Here is a 21,642-nt window from a genome sequence, read left to right on the forward strand (position 1 = left end):
CATTCACGCAGGCTTGCCGCCTTCTGGTACAGGGGAGCAGGCCGGCAGTGGATGAATTCATAATAATTTCAAGGAGACGACAACATGATTCTTTCCAAAACCTTTGCCGCGGCTAGCCTGTTAGGCCTGGTCGCCGTAGCCTCTGGCCAGGCGCAGGCGCAGACCAATGTCACCATCTACGGACGCGTCGATGCCGGCATCGATTTCCAGAGCGGCGTCGCGCTGAAGGATGCCAACGGCAACCAGACCGGCGCCACCGGCAGCAAGTTCGGCACTTCCGGCAACCAGTGGGGCACCAGCATGTTCGGCTTCAAGGGCACGGAAGACCTGGGCGGCGGGCTCGGCGCCTTCTTCCTGCTGGAGTCCGGCTTCAACGCGCCCACCGGGCAGACCAACGGCAGCGCGCTGTTCAACCGCCGTTCCTACGTCGGCCTGAGCGGCAGCGCCGGCTCCATCAAGTTCGGCAAGAATCTGTTCATCGTCAACGATGTCTGGTACCTGGATCCGACCGGCCAGCAATTCATCGGCACCGCCAACCTGGTCAAGGGCCGCAACTGGCCGGGCGCCAACAATGTGATCGAATACCAGACTCCGACCTGGAGCGGCTTCAACGCCACCGTGCAGACCAGTCTGGGCGAACAGGCCGGCTCGACCCGCAACGGCCGCAGCGACGGCGTCTCGCTGGTGTACACCAACGCCGGGCTGGAACTGCGCGCCATCTATGACGTGATCCGCGACGTCAACGGCAAGTACAGCGATATCTATGCCGCGTCCAAGGACCTGATCGTGGGCGGCACCTACACCATCAATGCCTTGAAACTGTTCGCCGCTTACGAAAACGTCTCGGCGCCGGACAGCGTTGCCGGCAGCCCCGACAAGATCCAGCATTACTGGATCGGCGCCAACTACGTGCTGACGCCGGCGCTGACCTTGATCGGCGGCGCCTTCCACGCCAAGCTGAACAACGACGGCGGCAGCGGCAACCTGTTCATGCTGGGCGCCAATTACAACCTGTCCAAGCGCACCTTGCTGTACGCCAGCGTCGGCACCGTGCGCAACAAGGGCAATGCCGATTTCTCGGTCGAGATGAGCGGCGACAATCCTCTGGCCGGACATAGCCAGAATGGCGGCTACCTGGGCGTCAGCCATTCCTTCTAAGGCCTGGCTTTGAGGTAAGCTGTCGGTTCCACGCAATACCACAACGAGGTCGTACAGTCGTACAGACCTCGTTGGCATTTCAAGAAGGATGCAGACATGAACACTGAGACAGCCACCGCCGGCCTGCTGTTTGACGGCAAGCACCTGCTGGGAGAAGGCGTGTTGTGGTGCGACCGCACGCAACGCTTGTTCTGGACCGATATCCTCGGCGCCAGCCTGTGGTGCCACGATCCGGCGGCAGGCACGACCCGCAACTGGCCGATGCCGGAGCGGCTGGCGACGTTTGCCCTGACCGCAGACGATGACCGCCTGCTGCTGGGGCTGGCCTCGCAACTGGCCTGGTTCAGTTTTTCCAATAATGCAGTGACGCCGATTTGCGCGGTCGAGGCTGACATGCCGCACACCCGGCTGAACGACGGCCGCTGCGATCGTTTCGGACGCTTCGTGTTCGGCACCAAGAACGATGCTCCCGGCCTGGCGCGCTGCTGCAGTTTCTACCGGCTTAATACCGACCTGACGCTGGAGCGCCTGGCGCTGCCGATGGTGGCGATCAGCAACAGCATCTGCTTCAGCCCGGATGGCCGCACCATGTATTACTGCGATTCTCCAAGCAAGACCATACGCTGCTGCGACTATGACAGCTTTGGCGCCACCAGCAACGATCGCCTGTTCGCCGACCTGCAGCAACAGCCGGGCGTGCCGGATGGTTCCACCGTGGATAGCGAGGGTTACCTGTGGAACGCCCAGTGGGGCGGCCATCGCGTGCTGCGTTTTGCGCCGGACGGCAGCATCGAGCGCATGGTCCGGGTGCCGGTGGCGCAGCCCAGCTGTGTAGCGCTGGGCGGGGCAGCGCTGGACACCTTGTATGTGACCAGCGCGCGCGAATCGCTGTCGGATGCCGACTTGCTGGCTGAACCGGCTGCAGGCGGCGTGTTCCAGCTGCGTTTGCCTGGCGTGGGCGGTTTGCCGGAGGGTCGTTTCGGCGGCCGACTTACAGATAGCTGATGGTCATGACCACCGGACTAAGGACCGCGCCGGCAGCTGCCGGAGCGACGCGCAGGCCGAGCCGGCTGTTGCCCTGCAAGGCCAGGCGGTAGGCTGTCGCTTCCTCGGTTCCCAGCGCTTTGCCGTCGCGCGTCAAGGTAACAATGGTGGTTGCCGAATCGGCAGAAGGGCCGACGCGCTGGAATGAAACGGCGACAGCGCTGCGTTTGTCGCAGTGAATGTTAATTTGTCCGGCGTCGAAGCTGCCGGTGCTGCAAGGCGGCTCGACGATGTTGCCGGTGAAATGAATGATGCCGCCATTGGCGCTGGCCATGGCGCCTGAAGCCAGGGCGAGCAGGGCGGATGCAGCGGCGAGTTTTAACAGGGCGATGTTCATTGTTACTCCTTAGATAGTCAAACCCGCAAATACGTTTCCATGTAGAAATGGTACTACATGGAAACTTTAGTTGCCAGTGTTTAACTTGTCTTAATCAGGAGAAACAATAAGTTTTGACTTGAAAATCCCTTGTCCTAAAAAATGCCGCGTCCGGAATGTGCTGTCACGCGGCCAGGATGCGCCCGATCGCGGCGCTGTTGACGGCGATTTTCTCGCTGTCCTGGTACAGCAGCTCCACCCGCTGCTGCAGCGGATGCCAGGCTGGCCAGCTCTCGGCCTGGCCGCCGCCGGCAGTTGTTTCCGCGGCAGCCGGCGCTGCATCCGAAGGCGGCAAGGGCGCGTTCGGATCAAGCACCTGTTCCGCCAGTCCCAAAGTCTTGCTGACCCGCGCCGTGGCTGCATCCAGTTCGCCATTGACCGCATCCTGCGGCAGGCCTTCGGCGTTGCGCCGCAACAGCATGCGCAGCGCGGCGACGTGGGCGATGACCAGGTAGTTCTGCACGATGAACTGGTTCAGGTTTTCCACCGCGCGATGTTTGCTGGCCGGCTCGTCGAGCATGCGCACCAGGGTCGACACCAGCTCGGAAATGCTGTCGAGGAAACGCTTGCGGCAGACACGATAAATGAAGTCGTCGAGCACCTTGCCTTGCAACAGATTATTGCCGGCTTCGAGAAATCGCTGGTTGCTTTTCAAGACATTGCGGACCAGTTGCGGCAGTGTGCGGTATTCCCAGCTCGGCAAGACAAAGCTGAACGCGGTGGCGATGGCGGCGCCGATCAGGGTGTCGATCAGGCGCTCGCCGATGACATGGCCGCTGCTGGGAATCACCAGGTTGATCTGCAGCAGGATCTGCATGCTGGCGGCAATCGCCGTGTAGCGGTACTTGACGTAGATGAAAGCCGGCGCCGCCACGGTGGCCATGAACAGGAAACCGAGCAGGGCCACCGGTTCGTGCACGAAGCGCAGGATCAGCGCAGTCGCCACGCAGCCGATCAAGGTGCCGACCAGGCGGTCGCTGCGGCGCTGCTTGGTCTGGCTGAAGCTGGGTTTCAGGATGATGGCGATGGTCAGCACGATCCAGTAGCCGTGCCCGGCATACGGCAGGGCGTCGGCCGCCAGCAGGCCGCAGGAAATCGCCAGCGCCGCGCGCACCGCAAAACGGAAGGTCGGCGATTGCCAGCGCAGGTTGGAGACCAGCACCCCGAGCTGGTATTTCTGCTGGGTCAGGAACGGCGTCATGTCCTTGCCCATCAGCACCGGCAGCGGCCCTTGCACGCTTTGGGTGGCGTGGTGCAGCTGGCCGATCATGTCGATCGCATCGCAGATCTTGGTATACGTGGTGCGCAGGATATCCAGCGCTTCTTCGGAGACCTTGCCGGCCAGGCTGTCTTGCTGCAGCTGCTGCAGCTCGCTCTCGATCGAACGCATCTCGGCCTTGTAGCTGATGCTGGCGAACGAAGCGCGCTTGCGCGTGATGGCGTAGGCGATGGTTTCGATATCCTTGGCGGCCTTGCTGACCAGGTCGCGCAGGTAGGTCAGGACTTCGGCGTCGGCCAGGTGGCGGCGCAGGATGGCATAGTCGGTATGGGTCGACAAGATGTGTTCATACAGGTCGAACATGCCGAAATGGACTTGCACCAGGATCGCGTCTTCCTGGTTCTTGGAGTCGCGCAGGATCAGGTCGCGCGAGGCCTGCTGTTTTTCGGCCAGCACGATCTGCTGGCGCACCAGCGTATTGAACTGGCTGTTGAGGTCGACGTGCATGTCGTAGAAATCGGCCTTGATATTGATGTAACGCGCCAGTTCGAACAAGGCTTCGGCCAGCACCTGCTGCTTGATGCGGCTGCGCAGGAACCACGACACCATCATCGAATAAGCCAGGTAAGCCAGGCCGCCGCCCAGGAACAGGCCGGTATGGAACAGCGCCTGCTCCACATTCATGGCGTTTTCCATCGACAAGGTCATCACGAACAGCGCGGAAAACTGCAGGGGCATGGCCTTTTTGCCATACACCACCATCATGCTGGCCAGGAAAGTGACGACCACCAGCATGATGCTCAGCAGCCAGTGGAACGGCGCGCACAAGCTGATGACCAGGGTGACCACGGTGCACAACAGCACGCTCGACAGCATTTCGTTGAACTTGTGGCGCAGCGTGCTGGGCAGGTCCATCAGGCTGGTCGACAAGGCGCCGATGCAGACCGTCATCGCGGTCGGCAGGTCGCTGAACTGCAGCACCAGCAAGGTCAGTCCCACTACGCCCGTGGCGATCCGCAAACCAGTATAGAAATAATGACTAAAAATAAAGGTGCGCAGATCTAGAGCGTAGTGCATGAGGGGTGTCTTTGCGGTAGCCGGCAAGGCTGAAAGTGTACCGCGTTTGCCGGGGAAATTTGAACCGAAGGGTGCAGAAAAGGCATGAAACCGACTTGTCCTGCAGCTAAGCGGGTTTTCCTCTTGGTTTTTACGGTTTTTTTACACTTTGTTTACACCCCCGCCATGTCTCTTTACGACATTTTTAGAAGCTTCTCTATAGCCTGTCGGTACCGCAACTAATCTGTAATGAGGGTAATGATGGACCTGGTACTGGATGGAATTTATGTCGGCGCGGTGGTGGCGATGTTTGTCGTCACCTGGGCGCTGGCGGTGGGCTGCAAGAAGCTGGAGGATAAGCAATGAACCCGTTTTATGTACTCGGTGCGCTGGTCACCGTGGCGCTGCTGGTGTACCTGGTGGTGGCCTTGTTAAAAGCGGAGGAGTTCTGACATGACCTCCCAATCCATCATGTTGCTGATCGCTTTCCTGGCGGTGCTGCTTGTGCTGAGCTATCCGCTCGGAAAATTCATCGTGCAGGTCGCCGGCGGTTCTTCCGACCATGCCCCGGTGCCTGGCTTCGGCTGGTTCAACCGCGTCGAGCAATGGCTGTACCGCTGCGCCGGCATCCAGGCCAAGTCCGAAATGAACTGGAAGCATTATGCGCTGGCGCTGCTGCTGTTTAACACCATAGGCGCGCTGGCGACTTATGCCTTGCAACGCTTGCAGGTCTGGCTGCCGCTGAATCCGCAGCATTTTGCCAACGTCAGTCCCGACTCCTCGTTCAATACCGCGGTCAGCTTCATCTCCAATACCAACTGGCAGGGATATGCCGGTGAAGGCACGATGAGCTACCTGACCCAGATGCTGGTGCTGGCAGTGCAGAATTTTTTCTCCGCAGCCACCGGCATCGCGGTTGCGTTTGCCTTGATTCGCGGTTTTTCGCGTCATTCGGCACAGTCTATCGGCAATTTCTGGACCGACATCACGCGCTCCACCGTCTATATATTGCTGCCGCTGTCGGTGATTTTCTCGGTATTCCTGATCAGCCAAGGCGTGATCCAGAATTTCGACTCCTATAAAGACGCCAACATCGTCCAGTCCCTGGATTATCAGCAGCCTAAGATCGGCGCCGATGGCCAACCAGTCAATGACGCCGCAGGCAAGCCGGTGCTGGAAGCCGCCAACACCAAGGTGCAGACTTTGGCGATGGGTCCGGTGGCGTCGCAGGAAGCGATCAAGATGATAGGCACCAACGGCGGCGGTTTCTTCAACGCCAACTCGGCCCATCCTTATGAAAATCCGACGCCGCTGTCGAATTTCATGCAGATGCTGGCGATCTTCCTGATCCCGGCCGCGCTGTGCTTCACCTTCGGCTTCATGGTCGGCGATATCCGCCAGGGCTGGGCGGTGCTGGCGGCGATGACGGTCATCTTCGTCATCATGACCGCAGTAGTCATGTATGCAGAACAGCAGGCGCATCCCGGCCTGACTGCGATGGGCATCGACCAGGGCCAGAGCCTGCTGCAGTCCGGCGGCAACATGGAAGGCAAGGAAACCCGTTTCGGCATCAGCGCCTCGGCGCTGTTTGCAGCGATCACCACGGCCGCTTCTTGCGGCGCGGTGAATGCCATGCACGATTCGTTCACGGCATTGGGCGGCCTGGTGCCGATGGCTCTGATACAAATGGGTGAAGTGGTGTTCGGCGGCGTCGGTTCCGGCCTGTACGGCATGCTGGTGTTCGCCATCATGGCGGTGTTCATCGCCGGCCTGATGATCGGCCGTACCCCGGAATACCTGGGCAAGAAGATCCAGTCGTTCGAAATGAAAATGACCTCGATCGCCATCCTGGCGACGCCGATGCTGGTACTGGGCGGCACCGCGATTGCAGTGATGGCGACGGCAGGCGTGGCCGGCATCCTGAATCCCGGCGCCCATGGCTTCAGCGAAATCCTGTATGCGTTTTCTTCTGCAGCCAACAACAACGGCAGCGCGTTCGGCGGCCTGTCTGCCAACACGCCGTTCTATAACGTGATGCTGGCAATTGCGATGTGGTTCGGGCGATTCATCATCATCGTCACGATCCTGGCGATGGCCGGTTCGTTCGCCGCCAAGAAGCGGCTGGAACCGAACTCCGGAACCATGCCTACCCATGGCCCGCTGTTCATCGTATTGCTGATCGGTGTCGTGGTGCTGGTAGGGGTGCTGAACTATGTACCGGCCCTGGCGCTTGGTCCCGTCGTTGAACATCTGCAGATGTTTGCACATTAAGATAGAAGAAGGAACATCATGTCTCGCACTAATCTGACGCTCTTCGATTCCGCGCTCATGGGCCCGGCCATCGTTGCATCGTTCAAAAAACTGGCGCCGCAAACGCAGCTGCGCAACCCGGTCATGTTCGTGGTGTATGTCGGCAGTATCCTGACCACGCTGCTGTATTTCCAGGCCCTGACCGGCAAGGGCGAGGCCAGCCCGGCTTTCATCCTGGCGATCTCGGTCTGGCTCTGGTTCACCGTGCTGTTCGCCAATTTCGCCGAGGCGCTGGCGGAAGGGCGCAGCAAGGCGCAGGCGGAATCGCTGCGCGCCTTGAAGCAGACCGTTTCCGCCAAAAAGCTGGAAAACGGCAACAAGCCCAAGGGCCAGCTTAGCAACTGGTCGGCCACCCCGGCCAGCAACCTGCGCAAGGGCGACGTCGTGCTGGTGGAAGCCGGCGACGTGATCCCGGTCGACGGTGAAGTCATCGAAGGCGTGGCCTCGGTCGACGAAAGCGCGATTACTGGCGAATCTGCGCCGGTGATCCGCGAATCCGGCGGCGACTTTTCCGCTGTCACCGGCGGTACCCGCATCTTGTCCGACTGGCTGGTGGTACGGGTCAGCGTCAACCCAGGCGAAGCCTTCCTGGACCGCATGATCTCGATGGTGGAAAGCGCCAAGCGCCAAAAGACGCCTAATGAAATCGCCCTGACCATCCTGCTGGTGGCGCTGACCATCGTGTTCCTGCTGGTAACCGTTACCTTGCTGCCGTTCTCGCTCTTCAGCGTGACCGCCGCCAAATTCGGCACGCCGATCACCATCACGGTATTGGTGGCTTTGTTGGTATGCCTGATCCCGACCACCATCGGCGCCTTGCTGTCCGCCATCGGCGTGGCCGGCATGAGCCGCATGATGCAGGCCAATGTGATCGCCACCTCCGGCCGTGCGGTGGAGGCCGCCGGCGACGTCGACGTGCTGTTGCTGGACAAGACCGGCACCATCACCCTCGGCAACCGTCAGGCTTCAGCCTTCATTCCGGCGCCAGGCATCACCGAGCAGCAACTGGCCGATGTGGCGCAACTGGCTTCGCTGGCCGATGAAACACCGGAAGGCCGCAGCATCGTGGTGCTGGCCAAGCAGCGCTTCAACATCCGTGAACGCGAGATGAATTCCCTGCACGCTAGCTTCGTGCCGTTCACTGCGCAAACACGCATGAGCGGTATCGATATTGGCGACGCCGGCAAAATCCGCGCCATCCGCAAGGGTTCCTCGGAAGCCTTGAAGAACTACATGGCCGAACTGGGCCAGCCGTTCCCGGCCGAAGTGGCGCACAGCGTCGACGACGTCGCCCGCCGCGGCAGCACGCCGCTGGTGGTGGTGGACGAAGGCGTGGTGATGGGTGTAGTCGAACTGAAGGACATCGTCAAGGGCGGCATCAAGGAGCGTTTTGCCGAACTGCGCCGGATGGGCATCAAGACCGTCATGATCACGGGCGACAACCGCCTGACAGCCGCATCGATTGCCGCCGAAGCTGGGGTTGACGACTTCCTGGCGGAAGCGACGCCGGAAGACAAGCTCAAGCTGATCCGCAGCTACCAGTCGGAAGGCCGGCTGGTGGCGATGACCGGCGACGGCACCAACGACGCGCCGGCGCTGGCCCAGGCCGACGTCGCGGTGGCGATGAACAGCGGCACGCAGGCGGCGAAGGAAGCCGGCAACATGGTCGACCTTGATTCGAACCCGACCAAGCTGCTGGAGATCGTCGAGATCGGCAAGCAGATGCTGATGACGCGCGGCGCCTTGTCGACCTTCTCGATCGCCAACGATATCGCCAAATATTTCGCGATTATCCCGGCGGCCTTCATCACCACCTATCCGCAGCTCGCCGCGCTTAACGTGATGCACCTGGCCAGCCCGTCGTCGGCCATCATGTCCGCGGTCATTTTTAATGCCCTGATCATCGTGGTGCTGATTCCGCTGGCGCTGAAAGGTGTCCGCTACCGGGCGGTCGGCGCTGCTTCGCTATTGCGCCGCAACCTGCTGATCTACGGCCTGGGCGGCATCATCCTGCCTTTTATCGGTATCAAGCTGATTGACATGATTCTGTCGGTCATGCACCTGGTGTAATTAGGAGTATAGAAATGAAATCCGCATCCACAACAACGCTGCCGCCGGCAAAACTGGCGGCCAATTCGAAAGTAACAACGTCGAAAACGGCTTCGCAGGGCGTATTGCGCCCGGCACTGGTGCTGTTCGTCAGCCTGACAGTCCTGTGCGGAGTGATCTATCCGCTGGCCGTGACCGGCATCGGCAAGGCGGTCTTTCCTGACCAGGCGTCTGGCAGCCTGATCGTGCAAAACGGCAAGCTGATCGGCTCGCGCCTGATCGGCCAGGAATTTTCGGCGACCAACTATTTCTGGGGCCGATTGTCGGCTACCAGTCCGATGCCGTACAACGCCCAGGCTTCCGGCGGCTCCAATTTCGGGCCTAGCAATCCGGCTTTGATAGACGCGGTCAAGGGGCGGGTCGACGCCCTGAAGGCAGCCGATCCGGGCAACACGCTGCCGATCCCGGTAGACCTGGTGACTGCCTCCGGCAGCGGCCTGGATCCGGAAATCAGCCTGGCGGCTGCCTATTACCAGGCCGGACGCATTGCGCGCGAACGCAAGCTGAGCGTCGATACCGTGCACGGCCTCATCGACAGCCTGCAGCTGCGGCGCAGCCTGGGCTTCTTCGGCGAGCCGCGCGTCAATGTGCTGGCGTTGAACCTGGCGCTTGATCGGGCAACCCAGCGCCAGCAGCCGGCCGCAAACTAAGTTTCGCCACCCATTTCATTCCATAAGGGATAGTGCTCGCAGGACTGGCCGTACAGCGAGCGGCCAGCTTATACACGTCCATGTTTCTTCGGGTTTGAAATAACACCACGCTATCTTTGTCTTATCTGGAACATATGAAGAAAATCATCTATTTTGCTGGCTTGCTTTCCGTCATCGGCATTACCGCCTTCACTGCAAACTGCTCGCAGGCTGAAGAAGCTGTCCCGGACAATTCGCTGACGTTCAATGCCAGCCTTGTCTCCGACTATCGCTTCCGCGGCATTTCCCAGACACGCCTGAAGCCGGCCCTGCAAGGCGGCGCGGACTACAGCAACAATCCTACCGGCCTGTATGTCGGAACCTGGCTGTCGACCCTCAAATGGGTCAAGGACAGCGGCGGCGACGGCAATATCGAATGGGATGTCTACGCCGGCAAGAAAGGCAATTTCACCCAGGACCTGAGCTATGATTTCGGCGTTCTCACGTATATCTACCCATCCAACGATCTGCATCCGGATGCAAATACGACCGAGCTGTACGGCCAGTTGGGCTACGGTCCCGCCTATATCAAGTATTCGCAGTCGCTGACCGACCTGTTCGGTGCAGTTAACAGTAAAAACAGCGGCTACCTGGATATCGGCGCCAATATCGACGTCAGCAACGGTTACACGGTCAACCTGCATGGCGGCCATCAAACCGTGAAGAATAATTCGGCGCTGAGCTATAACGACTGGAAAATCGGCTTGACCAAGGATTTCGGTTTCCTGTCCGGCAGCGTGGCCGTGATCGGCACCGATACCAACAACTATGTGGGGCCGGCGCCGGATCGTAAGAATCTGGGCAAAACCGCGCTGGTGGTATCGGCAACCAAGACGTTTTAATATTGGCCGGCAGGCTGTTTTAACGGTGCAGGCCGGAAGAGACATGGTCTTCCGGCCTGTTCGCCATTGCGGCCGAAGCCTGGCGAACAATTTAAATCGCTTTCAGGGTATCGTGACGGTAGGCGGGGTCTATCTATAATTAATCTACAATTAGCGGTGGATTTTGCATAACCGTATATCGATAGCTTTCATAAGGCAATAAGTGTCTTCACCCTATTCAAACGACGATCTGCGTCCGGATCCGGATGCTTTGCTGGCGCGGCTGCAGGTGCAGGAGAGCCTGGTCGGGCGGGGCAAGCTGCGCATCTATTTCGGCGCTTCCGCTGGCGTCGGCAAAACCTACGCCATGCTCAGCGCCGCGCACAAGCTGCATGGCGAGGGGCGCGACGTCTTGGCGGGAGTGATCGAAAGCCACGGCCGCGCTGAAACCGCTGCGTTGCTGAACGGGCTGGAGCTGCTGCCCATGAAGCAGGTCGCTTATCGCGACAAGCATCTGCCGGAATTCGACCTTGATGCTGCCTTGCAGCGCAAGCCATCGCTGGTACTGGTCGATGAACTGGCGCATTCCAATGCAGCCGGCTCGCGCCATCCGAAACGCTGGCAAGACGTGGAAGAATTGCTGAACGCCGGCATCGACGTTTTCACCACGCTCAATGTCCAGCATCTGGAAAGCTTGAACGACGTGGTGGGCGGCATCACCGGCATCCGGGTCGCGGAAACCTTGCCGGACACTGTATTCGACGCCGCCGATGAGGTGGTGCTAGTGGACCTGCCGGCTGACGAATTGCTGAACCGGCTGAAACTCGGCAAGGTTTACAAGCTGCCGCAGGCAGAGCGCGCCTCGCGCAATTTTTTCCGCAAAGGCAACCTGATCGCGCTGCGTGAACTGGCTTTGCGCCGCACCGCGGATCGCCTGCAGGGCGATGTCCAGGCCTACCGGATCGAGAAATCGATAGGCGCGGTATGGCAGACCGACGCCGCCTTGCTGGCCTGCGTCGGCCCTTCGCCCAATGCCGAACACGTGATCCGCGGCACTGCGCGGCTGGCGACCCAGCTCAACGCCGAATGGCATGCGGTATATGTCGAGACGCCGAAACTGCAGCGCCTGCCTTCCGCCAAGCGCGAGCGCATCCTGAAGACGCTCAAGCTGGCGCAGGACCTGGGAGCGACCACAGCGGTACTGGCCGGCAGCGAAGTAGCTGAGGTCGTCGCAGGCTATGCACGCAGCCACAATTTTTCGAAGATCATCATCGGCCGCAGCCAGCGCCGCTTTCCCTGGCAAGCCAGCCATTCCGCGCGGATCGCGGCCCAGGCGCGCGATATCGACCTGATTGCCATCGGCGCAAGCTCGGCCAGCACTGCGGAAAAAGCGGAGGAGGGCGTCGGCGGCATCCTGCCGCGGCACCTGCCGATGCAGGGCCGGATCGAATGGTGGGGTTACGCCTGGGCGCTGGCGGTATGCGTGCTGGTGACGTTGCTGGCGACGCCGATATTGCCGTTTTTCGACCTGGCCAACATCGTCATGCTGTACCTGCTGGCGGAAGTCCTGATCGCCATCCGCTACGGCCGCGGGCCGGCAATTTTTGTCGCCTTGCTGAGCATCGCTTCCTTCGATTTCTTTTTCGTGCCGCCGCGCTTTTCGTTCGCGGTCAGCGATTTCCAGTACCTGCTGACTTTCGGCGTGATGCTGGCGGTCGGCCTCACCATCACTCACCTGACTTCAGGGCTGCGCTACCAGGCGCGGATCGCCTCCGACCGTGAAGCGCGTTCGCGCGCCTTGTTCGAATTCGCGCGCGCCTTGTCGGGCGTGCTGCAGACGGAACAGATCTTCGAGACCAGCGGCCAGTTCCTGCAACGCAGTTTCCAGGCCAAGACCTTGCTGCTGATACCCGACGAAGCCGGCCGGTTGAGCTTGCCGGCAGTGATACCGGACGATGTGGCCCATGTCGCCGCGGCGCTCGACATGGGTATCGCCCAGTGGGCTTTCGACAATGCCAGCAGCGCCGGCATCGGCACCGATACCTTGCCGGCCAGTAGTTATCTCTATCTGCCTTTGGTGGCGCCGATGCGCACCCGGGGCGTACTGGTGATCTTGCCGCACAACCGGCGCTGGATCCTGATCCCGGAGCAGCAGCAACAGCTGTACACCTTCGCCACCTTGACCGCGATTGCGCTGGAGCGCGTGCATTATGTCGAAGTGGCGCAAGACGCCCTGGTGCGGATGGAGTCGGAACGTTTGCGCAATTCCCTGCTGTCGGCACTGTCGCACGATTTGCGTACGCCGTTGACGGCCTTGATCGGTCTGTCCGAATCGCTGGTGCTGTCGAAACCGCCGTTGCAGCAGCACCAGCAAGTGCTGGCTACCGCGCTGCACAGCGAAATGCTGCGCATGAGCGCACTGGTGACCAACCTGCTGGACATGGCGCGCATCCAGAGCGGCGAGGTCAAGCTGAATTTGCAGTGGCAGCCATTCGAAGAAGTGGTCGGCAGCGCATTGCGCGCCAGCGGTTCGGCGCTGCATGGGCACCAGGTCGAGATCCGGGTTGCGCACGAGTTGCCGCTGGTCCATTTTGATGCCGTGCTGATCGAACGCGTGCTGTGCAATTTGCTGGAGAACGCCGCCAAATACACGCCGGCCGGCTCTCATATTGTGTTGGCTGCGGCAGTCAACGCGCGCTTCCTGACGGTTACCATCGCCGATGACGGGCCGGGACTGCCGAGCGGCATGGAAGACACGATATTTGAAAAGTTCACGCGCGGCGAGCGCGAATCGGCCAAGCCCGGCGTCGGGCTGGGACTGGCGATCTGCCGTGCGATAGTGGAAGCCCACGGCGGCACTATCCGCGCCCACAGCGGCCGCCATGGGACAAGCGGCGCCGAGTTCATCTTTACCATTCCGCTCGGCGCGCCGCCCAGCATGCCGGACCTCGAAGAACATGAACCGAGCGCCGGCAGCATGGAAAAAGACTCGGAGAAAACATGACGATGCAACCGACGCCTGTAGCACTGCTGGTCGAAGACGAACCGCAGATCCGCCGTTTTGTGCGCGCAGCCCTGGAAAGCGAGGGCTGGCAGATTTTTGAAGCAGCCACCATGCAGCGCGGCCTGATCGATTGCGGCACCCGCAAGCCGAACCTGGTGATCCTCGATCTCGGCCTGCCGGACGGCGATGGCGTCGATTTCATCCTGGATGTCAGGAAGTGGTCGCGGGTGCCGATCATCGTGCTGTCGGCGCGGGTCAATGAAACCGACAAAATCAAGGCGCTCGACGCCGGCGCCGACGATTACCTGAGCAAGCCGTTCGGCGTCGGCGAACTGCTGGCGCGGGTGCGCGCCACATTGCGCCGGCAGCACCAGCCGCTGGCCGGCGACGATGGCCTGATCCGCTTCGGCGATGTCACGCTGGACTTGCAGGCGCGGCTGGTGACCAAGGCGCAGGAGCAGGTGCACCTGACTCCGACCGAGTATCGCCTGCTGTCGGTGCTGGTCGCCAACGCCGGCCGGGTGGTGACCAATCCGCAGCTGCTGAAAGAAGTGTGGGGGCCGTCGCATTCGGAGAGCGGGCACTACCTGCGGATTTATATGGGACACTTGCGGCAGAAACTGGAAGACGATCCGGCCCAGCCCAAGCACTTGTTGACGGAAACCGCGGTCGGCTACCGGATCCTGCTGTCCCAATAAAGGCTAATGAACGAGAAAAACGGAGAAGACAATGAGCAGACCGGAATGCATCAAGCACTGGCAAGAGATCCAGGGCGCGGACGACTCCAGCTATCCCGGCAGCGCCGAGCTGATGGCTATCGGTTCGCCGTTCGGCCGTGTTTTCGGCCTGAACCGCCTCGGCATCCATCATGAGTTGCTGCAGCCGGGCCGCCGCACTTCCTGGCCGCACGCCGAGAAGACCGAGGAAGAATTCGTCTACGTCATCGAAGGTACGCCGGATGTCTGGCTGGACGGCCATCTGCACCGGCTGGCGCCGGGAGATGGCGTCGGCTTCGCACCCGGCACCGGCCTTGCGCATACCTTCATCAACAATACCGAGACCGATGTGCGCTTGCTGGTGGTGGGTGACCGCTTCCGCGCCGACAACCAGGTTTATTACGCCCTGCACGCGCAGCGCAATGCTGAGATCGGCGAACAGCTTTGGCTGGATGTGCCGAAACAGCCGCTGGGTCCGCATGACGGTTTGCCGGACAAATTGCGGGAATCCAACGGGCCGTTCTGAAGGTGGGGGAGGCCGATCCGGGACAGCGCAAGTTGTCCTGAAGGGCAAGCAGTCATCGTACCTCCTGCCAAATTCCTGGAATAGGTGTAAACTATCGCTCAGACAGATGCAAACTGCTTGCATCTGTCTTTTTGTTTACCCTACGGTTATCGGCAGTGCCACGTACTCTTCTCATTCCGCTCATTGTCGCCTGCGCGCTGTTCATGGAAAACATGGATGCGACAGTGATTGCCACCTCGTTGCCGGTACTGGCGCGCGACCTCGGCCAAGATCCCCTGACCCTGAAACTGGCGTTGACTTCGTATGTGGTCGGCCTCGGCGTGTTCATCCCGATCAGCGGCTGGGTCGCCGACCGTTTCGGCGCACGCACCGTGTTCCGCGCCGCCATCCTGGTGTTCCTGAGCGGTTCGCTGATGTGCGCCGCTTCGAGTTCACTGGCGGCATTTGTCGCGGCGCGCTTTTTGCAAGGCATAGGCGGCGCCATGATGGTGCCGGTGGGACGTATCGTTATTTTCCGTTCGGTGCCGCGTACCGATCTGGTGAAGGCCATTAGTTACCTGACCATTCCATCCCAGCTGGGACCGGTGATCGGGCCGCCGCTGGGCGGTTTCATCACGACTTATTTCCACTGGCGCTGGATTTTCCTGATCAATGTGCCGATCAGCATCCTCGGCATGTACCTGGCCAGCCGCTATATCGAGAATTACCGCTCCGACGACCTGCAGCCGCTCGACATGAAGGGTTTTGTGCTGTCGGCTATCGGCAGCACCTTGCTGATGCTGGGCCTGTCGCTGATCGACGGCGAGCTGCTGGCGCCGGAGTGGGCATTCGCCATGTGCGTGCTGGGCGGCCTGACCTTGTACGTGTATTTGCTGCATGCAAGGCGCGAACCGTTTCCGCTGCTGGACCTGCGCCTGCTGCGGATTCCGACGTTCCGCGCCAGCGTCATCGGCGGCTCGTTGTTCCGCATCGGGCTGGGCGCGGTGCCGTTCCTGCTGCCGCTGGCGCTGCAGGTAGGGTTTGGCATGAATGCTTTCCATGCCGGCACCATCACTTGCGCCTCGGCCTTCGGCGCGATTTTCATGAAAGCCATCGGCACTTCGGTCTTGCGCCGTTACGGCTTCCGTTCGGTGCTGATCTGGAATGCGGTGCTTGCCGGGCTGGCATTGGCTTCGTACGGCTTGTTCACGCCGACCACGCCTTACCTGGTGATGATGGCGGTGGTGCTGCTGGGCGGGTTTTTCCCTTCGATGCAATTTACCTGCCTCAATACGATGGCTTACGCCGACCTCGATAGCGCCGACGTCAGCCGGGCCACCAGCCTGGCCAGCGTGGTGCAGCAGATTTCCTTGGGTTTGGGAGTGACCATCGGCGGCCTGGCGGTGCATCTGTCGAGCCGTTTGCAGGGGCACTCGACCATCGTGGCGGCGGATTTCTGGCCGGCCTTCATTGTCATCGGCCTGTTTTCGTTGGCGTCGATTCCGGTCACCCGGCACTTGCCTTTGAATGCGGGCTCCGCATTGACCGGACACAAGCCAGCTTGATATCGCCGCCGCTATCGGGACACCGAGGTATCCCGATAGCGGCTTTAACTTAAACTTCCGCGATACGCTTGGCGATATGCGCCAGCGCTTCTTCCACCTGGTCGACCAAGATCAGGCAAAGATCTCCCGGCGCCAGGTGCGACAATGCGGTATCGATGGCGACGAATTCGCCGTTGATTTCTTCGGTTGACGTGGTGCGGCGGGCGTTTTGCAAACCTTCGCGCAACAGGCCGAGCACCTCGCCGTCGGCGCGGCCGCGCTGGCATTGGTCTTGGTACAGGATCACCTGGTCGAAGGCGTCGCCCAGGATTTCTGTCTGGTGGCGGATATCGATATCGCGCCGGTCGCCGGCGCCGCTGATGACCACCGAACGGCGTTTGGCCGGCATGCTGTCGATGGCTTTCACCAGCGCCTGGATCGCATCCGGGTTATGGCCGTAGTCGGCGATCAGGGTCGCGCCGCGGTAGTCGAATACATTGAAGCGGCCTGGTGCGGTAGCGGCATCGTTGATGAAGGTGCTGAGGCCGGCGCGGATCACGTCCCAATCCAGGTCCAGGGCCCAGGCGGCGGCAATCGACGCCATGGCGTTTTCGATCTGGAAGCCGATGGCGCCGTTGCGCGTCAGCGGGATGTCTTGCAGCAAAATCCGGTGTTCCTGCTTGCCCTTGGCGGCGACGATGGCGTTGCCGTCCTGGTACACCACGCGGTGGCCTTGCGCACGATGGGTGGTCATCAGCGGGTGATGGAAATCGTGGGCGAAAAAAGTGACCGAGCCGGTGCAAGATTTGGCCATGCTGGCGACCATGGGGTCGGCCGCATTGAGGATGGCATGGCCGCCAGGCGCGACGTTTTCGACGATCACGCGTTTCACCACGCTCAGGTCTTCCACCGTGCTGATATAGCTCAGGCCGAGGTGGTCGCCCATGCCGATGTTGGTGACCACGGCGACATCGCAGCGATCGAAGCCGAGGCCCTCGCGCAAGATGCCGCCGCGCGCGGTTTCGAACACGGCGGCGTCGACGTCGGGATGCATCAGGACATTGCGGGCGCTGCGCGGACCGCTGCAGTCGCCGGTATCGATGCGCTGCTGCTCGATGTAGACGCCGTCGGAATTGGTCATGCCGACGCGCAGCCCCTTGCGCCCCAGCAGGTGGGCGATCAGGCGCACGGTAGTGGTCTTGCCGTTGGTGCCGGCTACCGCTACCAACGGAATGCGGCCGTTGTCGCCGCTGGCGAACATGGTCGACATGATGGCAGCGCCGACCGCTCGGCCTTTGCCGTAGGAAGGGCTGATATGCATGCGCAAGCCAGGCGCGGCGTTGACTTCGACCACGCCGCCTTCCTGTTCTTCCAGCGGCTGGTGGACGTTGTTGCAGACCACGTCGACGCCGCAGATATCGAGTCCCACCATTTGCGCCGCAGCCACGGCGCGTGCCGCCAGTTCCGGATGGACATCTTCGGTGACGTCGGTCGCGGTGCCGCCGGTGCTCAGGTTGGCGTTGTTGCGCAAGACTACACGCACGCCTTGCTGCGGAATCGAATCCGCAGCGTAATTCTGTTTCGCCAGGGTGGCCAGGGCGATCGCGTCAAAGCGGATCTTGGTCAGCGAAGTGGCATGGCCGTCGCCGCGCAGCGGGTCGCGGTTGACCTGGTCTACCAGCTGGCTGATGGTGCGCACGCCGTCGCCGATCACTTGCGGCGGATCGCGGCGGGCGGCGGCGATCAGCTGGTTGCCGACCACCAGCAGGCGGAAGTCGTGTCCCGGCAGGTAACGTTCGACGATCACTTCCGAGCAGATCTTGGCCGCCACTTCGAACGCAGCCATGACTTGTTCGCGGGCGGTGATGTTGACCGCCACGCCTTTGCCCTGGTTGCCGTCGCGCGGCTTGAGCACCACCGGGCCGGCGATTTCCTGGGTCGCGGCCCAGGCTTCTTCCGCGCTGGACACCACTCGACCCATAGGCACCGGGACGCCGGCGGCGTTCAGCAGTTTCTTGGTCAGGTCCTTGTCCTGCGCGATCGATTCCGCGATGGCGCTGGTATGGTTGGTTTCTGCGGCCTGGATGCGGCGCTGGCGGCTGCCCCAGCCGAACTGCACCATGCTGCCGCTGGTCAGGCGCCGGAATGGAATCCCGCGCATGACTGCTGCCTGCACGATGGAACCGGTGCTAGGCCCGAGGCGGACGTCTTCATCCAGTTCCTGCAAGCTGGCCAGTGCGCCGGCCAGGTCGAACGGCTGGTCGTCCAGCGCTGCCTGGCACAGTTGCTGCGCCAGCTGGAACGCCAGCCGGCCGACTTCTTCTTCGGTATATTCGACGATGACCTGGTAGACGCCGCCTTCCAGCGTCGGCACCGTGCGGCTGAAGGTGACCGGGCACCCGGATTCCGACTGCAGCCCGAGCGCTGCCATTTCCAGCGCATGCGCCATCGACACTACTTCGTTCTTGCTGCCGGCCTCTAAAAAACCGATCTTTGGAAAGCGTTCACGCAGCCTGGCTTCGAAACCGGCGATGCCGGCAATGGCGCGCTCGACATCGGGACAAGACACAATGGCTTCGATAGCGGTATGTCGGCTCCACAGATTGGGGCCGCGAAGTACTCGGATACGTGATACGTCCATCAACAGGTTTTCCCTATTATTACCAATAATTACTAATAAAAAAGCAGGATCGGCAGCAGCCGTCCTGCTTAGCTTTTTAAGCCATTTCGAAGGTCTCTATCCCGGCACGGATCAGATCGTGAGAGATGTCCAGTGCCCATGCTGCCGCCACTGCCGCCAGCACGTTTTCCACCTGGAAGCGGTCCTTGCTGCGGGCAATCAGCGGCACGGTGGTGATATCGGCCAGCAGCATTTCATTCTTGCCGACCGCCAGCATGATCTGGTCGTTGCGGACAAATACTGCACGCTTGTCTTGCTCCAGCTGTTCGGCGATCACCGGCAGGGTAGGGGACAGGCCAAAGAAAATCACTTCGCCGTCGCACAGCGACGCCATGCCCGCTACCAGCGGATCGGCGGCATTCAGCACGGCGACGCCGCTAGGCAGCACGACATCGACCTGAGTGCGGGTGACCTTGACCATTTCCTCGGCGTCGTTGATGTAGTACTGCGGCGAACTGTCGCCGGCGGCGATATTGGTGACGACGCCGACCTGGCAGCGGTCGTAGACCAGGCCTTCCGACAGGATGGTATCGTGGCTGTTCTCGAACACCGCCGCTTCCACCGCACGGTTGATCAGTACCCGTTGCGCCGACTCCCAATTGGCGCGGTCGCCTTTTTCGACTTGGCGTTGGGCGAAATACAGGCCGTCGCCGCAAGCCAGGCCGACGTGGTTGCCGCTCAGGTGCAGCTGCCAGGCAATCAGGCGCGAGACCGTGGTCTTGCCGTGGGTGCCGGTGACGCCGACGATAGGGATGCGGCCATTGTTGGCGGCGGCAAACAAGTGTTCGATGATGGCGCGGCCAACCGGGCGCGGCCGGCCTTCGGCCGGTTTCAGGTGCATCAGCAGGCCGGGGCCGGCATTGACTTCGACAATCGCACCGCGCTGTTCTTCCAGCGGCCGGGAAATATCTTCGGCCACCAGGTCGACGCCGGCGATATCCAGGCCTACCACGCGTGCGGCGAGCGAGGCTGCGGCGGCGACGCTGGGGTGGACCAGGTCGGTAACGTCGATGGAAACGTTGCCGTTGCGCTGGATCAGTACTTGTTTGCCTGCGGGCGGGATCGATTCGCCGTTGAAGCCTTGCCGTTCCAGCTCCACGCGCACCACCGGTTCATCGTCCAGCAGCACCAGGCTAAGCGGGCATTCTTCGAGTTCGCCGCGGCGCGGGTCGGAATTGATCTGGCTGTCGATCAGCTGGCGGATGGTCGACTTGCCGTCGCCGCTGATGGACAGCGGTTCGCCGCGCGCAGCTGCCGCCAAGCGGCCGCCGACGATCAGCAGCCGGTGCTCGTTGCCGCGGATGAAGCGCTCGACGATCACGCTGCTGCCTTCTTGTAGCGCCAGCGTGTAGGCGGTTTCGATCTCGGCCTGGGTATTGAGGTCGATGAAGACGCCGCGGCCATGGTTCGCATCGGAAGGCTTGACCACCACCGGCAAGCCGATGTCTTCCGCCGCTTCCCAGGCTTCGGCGGCGCTTTCCACCAGTTGTCCTTCCGGCACCGGCACGCCGCAAGCCTGCAGCAGGCTCTTGGTCAGGTCCTTGTCGCTGGAGATGCTTTCGGCGATGGCGCTGGTCTGGTCGGTTTCCGCGGTCCAGATGCGGCGCTGGCGGATGCCGTGGCCGAGCTGCACCAGGTTGCCTTCGGTCAGGCGGAATGAGGGGATGCGTCGTTCCTCCGCTGCTTCCACGATGCAGGCCGTGCTTGGGCCCAGGCAGCGCGAATCCACCATGCTGCGCAGTTCGGTGATGGTGGCGGGAACGTCGAACGGCTTGTCTTCAATCGCTGCCATCACCAGGTCGCGTGCAGCGTGCAGGGCGGCGCGGGTGACCTGTTCGTGGCGCGCGCGCACGGCTACCTTGTAGACGCCGCGCACCGAAGTGCTGCGCGCCTTGCCGAAACCGCCGGGCATGCCGGCCAGGTTTTGCAGTTCCAGGGTGACGTGTTCGAGGATGTGGCCGGGCCAGGTGCCGTCTTGCAGGCGCTGGACAAAACCGCCGCGTTCGCCGTAGCTGCAGCGATGTTCGATCAGGGTAGGCAACCAGCTGGTCAGGCGCTGGTTGAAGCCGGGCAGGGTATTCGAAGGGAAATCTTCCAGTTCGCCAATGTCGATCCACGCCTCAAGGGTCGACCGGTAGGTCCAGATGTTTGGTCCGCGTAGCGACATGATGCGGAGAATTTCAATGTTTTTCATGAGTGAGCAATGAGGCTATGCAATGGGGGCTGCGTTAGTGCTGAAAATATTCTTGTTTTTTCTTTATGTCGGTTCAACACCCTGTAACTATTCTTAACGCGCTTATGCGCGCATTGGTTTACAGAAGCTCACTTAAAATAGCAAAATGATAGGAGAATGGTAACGAAATGTAACGTTTCTGAAAAACACGATAGGATATAATACTTGCGGCAGACGA

General features: G+C 61.2%; 15 protein-coding genes. 11 read left to right on the forward strand and 4 right to left on the reverse strand.

Features of this window, described 5'->3' with window-relative positions; genetic code table 11:
• Positions 1–84: 84 nt before the first annotated feature.
• Both CFU_RS06755 and CFU_RS06760 read left to right on the forward strand, forming a co-directional pair.
• Positions 85–1,158, forward strand: coding sequence for a porin (locus CFU_RS06755; RefSeq protein ID WP_014005297.1), 1,074 nt, complete (start codon positions 85–87; stop codon positions 1,156–1,158).
• A gap of 96 nt (positions 1,159–1,254) precedes the next feature.
• On the forward strand, positions 1,255–2,163 hold the full coding sequence (locus CFU_RS06760; RefSeq protein ID WP_014005298.1) for an SMP-30/gluconolactonase/LRE family protein: 909 nt from the start codon (positions 1,255–1,257) through the stop codon (positions 2,161–2,163).
• Here CFU_RS06760 and CFU_RS06765 read toward each other — a convergent pair.
• On the reverse strand, positions 2,150–2,539 hold the full coding sequence (locus CFU_RS06765; protein WP_014005299.1) for a hypothetical protein: 390 nt from the start codon (positions 2,537–2,539) through the stop codon (positions 2,150–2,152). The two genes, CFU_RS06760 and CFU_RS06765, sit on opposite strands and share 14 nt — an antisense overlap.
• Before the next feature lie 163 nt (positions 2,540–2,702).
• Entirely contained in the window at positions 2,703–4,874 is a 2,172-nt protein-coding gene (locus tag CFU_RS06770) for an FUSC family membrane protein (RefSeq protein WP_041741418.1), read from the reverse strand.
• 341 nt (positions 4,875–5,215) lie between these two features.
• Between CFU_RS06770 and kdpF the strand changes: the two genes are divergently transcribed.
• The 9 genes from kdpF to CFU_RS06815 all read left to right on the forward strand — a co-directional run bounded on the left by kdpF (position 5,216) and on the right by CFU_RS06815 (position 16,572).
• A complete protein-coding gene (gene kdpF / locus CFU_RS06775) occupies positions 5,216–5,305 on the forward strand; it encodes a K(+)-transporting ATPase subunit F (RefSeq protein WP_041741419.1) in 90 nt (29 codons plus the stop codon).
• A gap of 1 nt (position 5,306) precedes the next feature.
• Positions 5,307–7,124, forward strand: coding sequence for a potassium-transporting ATPase subunit KdpA (gene kdpA / locus CFU_RS06780; protein WP_014005302.1), 1,818 nt, complete (start codon positions 5,307–5,309; stop codon positions 7,122–7,124).
• A gap of 18 nt (positions 7,125–7,142) precedes the next feature.
• Positions 7,143–9,233 carry a potassium-transporting ATPase subunit KdpB gene (gene kdpB / locus CFU_RS06785; protein WP_014005303.1) on the forward strand — a complete coding sequence of 697 codons (2,091 nt, stop codon included), beginning with the start codon at positions 7,143–7,145 and terminating at the stop codon, positions 9,231–9,233.
• A 14-nt stretch (positions 9,234–9,247) separates the two neighbouring features.
• Positions 9,248–9,922, forward strand: coding sequence for a potassium-transporting ATPase subunit KdpC (gene kdpC, locus CFU_RS06790; protein ID WP_014005304.1), 675 nt, complete (start codon positions 9,248–9,250; stop codon positions 9,920–9,922).
• A gap of 134 nt (positions 9,923–10,056) precedes the next feature.
• Positions 10,057–10,803, forward strand: a complete 747-nt coding sequence (locus tag CFU_RS06795; protein WP_041741420.1) for a TorF family putative porin — start codon at positions 10,057–10,059, stop codon at positions 10,801–10,803.
• A 202-nt stretch (positions 10,804–11,005) separates the two neighbouring features.
• A complete protein-coding gene (gene kdpD, locus CFU_RS06800) occupies positions 11,006–13,786 on the forward strand; it encodes a two-component system sensor histidine kinase KdpD (RefSeq protein ID WP_014005306.1) in 2,781 nt (926 codons plus the stop codon).
• A 2-nt stretch (positions 13,787–13,788) separates the two neighbouring features.
• Entirely contained in the window at positions 13,789–14,484 is a 696-nt protein-coding gene (gene kdpE, locus CFU_RS06805) for a two-component system response regulator KdpE (protein WP_041741421.1), read from the forward strand.
• A gap of 31 nt (positions 14,485–14,515) precedes the next feature.
• The gene (locus CFU_RS06810) at positions 14,516–15,028 is read left to right on the forward strand and encodes a cupin domain-containing protein (RefSeq protein WP_014005308.1); all 513 of its coding nucleotides are present in this window, start codon (positions 14,516–14,518) and stop codon (positions 15,026–15,028) included.
• 203 nt (positions 15,029–15,231) lie between these two features.
• Positions 15,232–16,572 carry an MFS transporter gene (locus CFU_RS06815; protein WP_238531446.1) on the forward strand — a complete coding sequence of 447 codons (1,341 nt, stop codon included), beginning with the start codon at positions 15,232–15,234 and terminating at the stop codon, positions 16,570–16,572.
• Between the two features lie 49 nt (positions 16,573–16,621).
• Here CFU_RS06815 and cphA (CFU_RS06820) read toward each other — a convergent pair whose 3' ends face one another.
• On the reverse strand, positions 16,622–19,192 hold the full coding sequence (cphA, locus tag CFU_RS06820; RefSeq protein ID WP_041741422.1) for a cyanophycin synthetase: 2,571 nt from the start codon (positions 19,190–19,192) through the stop codon (positions 16,622–16,624).
• Positions 19,193–19,268: 76 nt separating this feature from the next.
• Positions 19,269–21,425 (reverse strand): cyanophycin synthetase, encoded by a 2,157-nt coding sequence (cphA, locus tag CFU_RS06825; RefSeq protein ID WP_014005311.1) that lies wholly within the window; start codon positions 21,423–21,425, stop codon positions 19,269–19,271.
• Positions 21,426–21,642: the final 217 nt, after the last annotated feature.

The organism is Collimonas fungivorans Ter331, assembly GCF_000221045.1.
In the GTDB taxonomy this organism is placed as follows: Bacteria; Pseudomonadota; Gammaproteobacteria; order Burkholderiales; family Burkholderiaceae_D; genus Collimonas; species Collimonas fungivorans_A.